The organism is Candidatus Oscillochloris fontis, assembly GCF_004138135.1.
Classification (GTDB): Bacteria; Chloroflexota; Chloroflexia; order Chloroflexales; family Chloroflexaceae; genus Oscillochloris; species Oscillochloris fontis.
This window is the reverse complement of record NZ_RYFD01000104.1, coordinates 1-2,648: the sequence shown is the minus strand read 5'-3', so window position 1 is coordinate 2,648 and position 2,648 is coordinate 1. Positions and strand designations below refer to the sequence as shown.

1 protein-coding gene is annotated in these 2,648 nt (G+C 58.0%); it reads left to right on the top strand.

Annotated features, from left to right (window positions below):
- Positions 1-135 precede the first annotated feature (135 nt).
- Positions 136-2,589 carry an Eco57I restriction-modification methylase domain-containing protein gene (locus EKD03_RS18050; protein WP_174842897.1) on the top strand — a complete coding sequence of 818 codons (2,454 nt, stop codon included), beginning with the start codon at positions 136-138 and terminating at the stop codon, positions 2,587-2,589.
- Positions 2,590-2,648 lie beyond the last annotated feature (59 nt).

The following is a 2,648-nucleotide window of genomic DNA, read 5'->3' as shown; positions in this document are numbered from 1 at the left end:
TAATGCCTATCTCCCCGATTTTGACGCAAGGACGCAAGGACGCAAAGACAAAACTATAAACCCACAAACCCTTTGCGTCTCTGCGCCTTTGCGTCAATCATGAAGCCCCCGCATCCTGAATAGTAAGGTTCTCCCATGTCCATCAATCTCAAAAATCTCCGCACGGCACTCAAAAACTTCGATTGGGTCAAGGTCTTTCGCTCGTCGCTGAAGTGGACGAAGCCGAGCGATACGGTGCGGGTGGAGGTCGTGGAGAACCGGCGCTATACGCTCACCCCGATTGCCGACACGGGCGGCATGCAGGTCTATGTGGTGCGGGGCGATGATGGCGCATTGCCGCCCCGTCCCATCCGCAATAAGATCGAGATCCGCCTGCGCCGCACTCAGGTTGAGCATATCCTGATCTTTGAGGACGCGGATCAGCAGACTGCGGTGATCCAGTGGGTCAAGCGGGGCAGCCAGGGCCGCCGCACCCGCGAGTACCACTATCGCCGGGGCGAAGAGGGCGAGCCGCTGATCCAGAAACTTCAGGGTATCGCCTTCTCGATTGATGATTTTGATCCCCAGGGGCGCATCGAGATCACCAAGGTCACGGCGCGTGTCGCCAAAAACCTGGATGTTGAGCAGGTAACGAAGAAGTTCTATGTCGAGTTTGACCGCCAGCGCAGCACCTTCCAAGCCTTCATCCAGGGTATCCCCCTAGAGAGTGATCAGCGTTGGTATGTCTCGGTGATGCTCAACCGCCTGATGTTTATCTCTTTCATTCAGGCCAAGGGCTTCCTGAATAGCACGACCGACTATCTGCGCGAACGCTTGGCGTGGAGCCAGACCCACCTCGGCCCCGACCGCTACTACCGCGACTTTTTGTGCGTGCTCTTCTTCGAGGGTTTCGCACGCGCCCCGCACGAGCGCAGCCCTGAGGTCAACCAGAAGCTCGGCACGATTCCCTACCTCAACGGGGGACTCTTCTTGCCGCATCCGCTTGAGGATCGCTATGGCGCGGCGATTGACATCCCCGATAGTGCCTTCGAGAAGCTCTTCGCCTTCTTTAGCCTCTGGCGCTGGCACCTCAGCGAACGTCCGGGTACGAGTGACCGCGAGATTGACCCCGATGTGCTGGGCTATATCTTCGAGAAGTACATCAACCAGAAGCAGATGGGAGCCTACTATACCCGCGACGACATCACGGGCTATATCTGCCGCAATACGATTATCCCGGCGCTTATGGATAAGGCCGGTCTTGCGTTGGCGGCGCTCGATCTGCCCCACACCATCACCGACTATCTCTACCCGGCGATGACCCAGGCGGAGCCGCTGCCCACCGAGACCGAGCGTGAGCATGCGGCGCGGCGTGCCCGTGTGGGCACGCTGGTGGCCGACGCCCAGGCCGGGAAGATCGCCACCATCAACGATGCGGTCACGGCCAACCTGAACCTCGAAGAGATGCTGGGCGATCTCATCCCCCGCCTCGATGCCACCCAGAGCTACCACCTCTACACCGCCCTTGCGGGCGATCCCGCTACGGGAAAGCTGCCCCTGAGCATCCTCGATCCCACCGTTGGCTCTGGTGCGTTCCTCTTTGCGGCGTTGCGCATCCTCAAGCCGATCTATGAGGCGCTGCTGGATCGCATGGATGAACTGCTGGAACTGAAGCAGCACCACAACCTGCCGCTGCGCGCGGTGCTTGATGCGGCAGAGGCGCACGCCAACCGCGACTACTTCATCACCAAGAGCATTGTGGTGCGCAATCTCTACGGGGTAGACCTGATGGCCGAGGCGACCGAGATCTGCAAGCTGCGGCTCTTCCTGCGCATGGTGGCCGATCTCGATGATGCCCGCCACATTGAGCCACTGCCCGACATTGACTTCAACATTCGTGCCGGGAACACGCTGGTTGGCTACGCCCGCCCAGAGGAGATCGGGCTAGTCTATAGTGGCAGCGTAGTGGGCATGAACCCGCGCCAGCAGAAGTTGATGGCGGAGATCGCGGCGGTACAGCGCGAACTCACCGCCTACCGCAACGCGCAACTCCAGTACAACCCCGCATCTACCGAGGGCCACGCCACCCGTGAGCGCATCCGCGAGCGGCTCGACGCGCTCAATGCGGGCCTCGATACCGACCTGCTCAAGATCGGTCAGATCCGCAAAGAAGCCGACGGTACCTACAACACCCAGCCCTTCCACTGGTTCACGGCCTTCTCCGCCATCCTCAGTGATGGTGGCTTTGATGTGATTGTGGGGAATCCGCCTTGGCGTGAATATGCAGCTACAAAAAAGGACTATAAGGTTTATGGCTATAAAACAGAAGGGTGTGGCAATCTATATGGTATGTGTACAGAACGTGCGCTTAACCTATGTCATCCAGGTGGACGGCTCAGCTTTATTGTGCAACTTCCCTTAGTCAGTTCCTCTCGGATGACCACAGTGCGACAAGTCTTGCGGCAGTCTAGTGAGGCACTCTATGTTGCTACCTTTGATGATCGCCCCGGAAAATTATTTGAGGGATTACAACATTGTCGGAGTGTAGTTTTTATTGCTGAACGTGCTCGTGAAAGTAAAAAGGCATTATTCGGGGGTTGTGCTAGTTGAAAATTGGTTCATAGCAGGTCTGGGAGGTTGACCAAAGACCTCCGGTGTGGTATGGCTGG

Coding starts and splice junctions, on each gene's coding strand:
- EKD03_RS18050 (WP_174842897.1), top strand. CDS start 136: ATGTCCATCAATCTCAAAAATCTCCGCACGGCACTCAAAAACTTCGAT.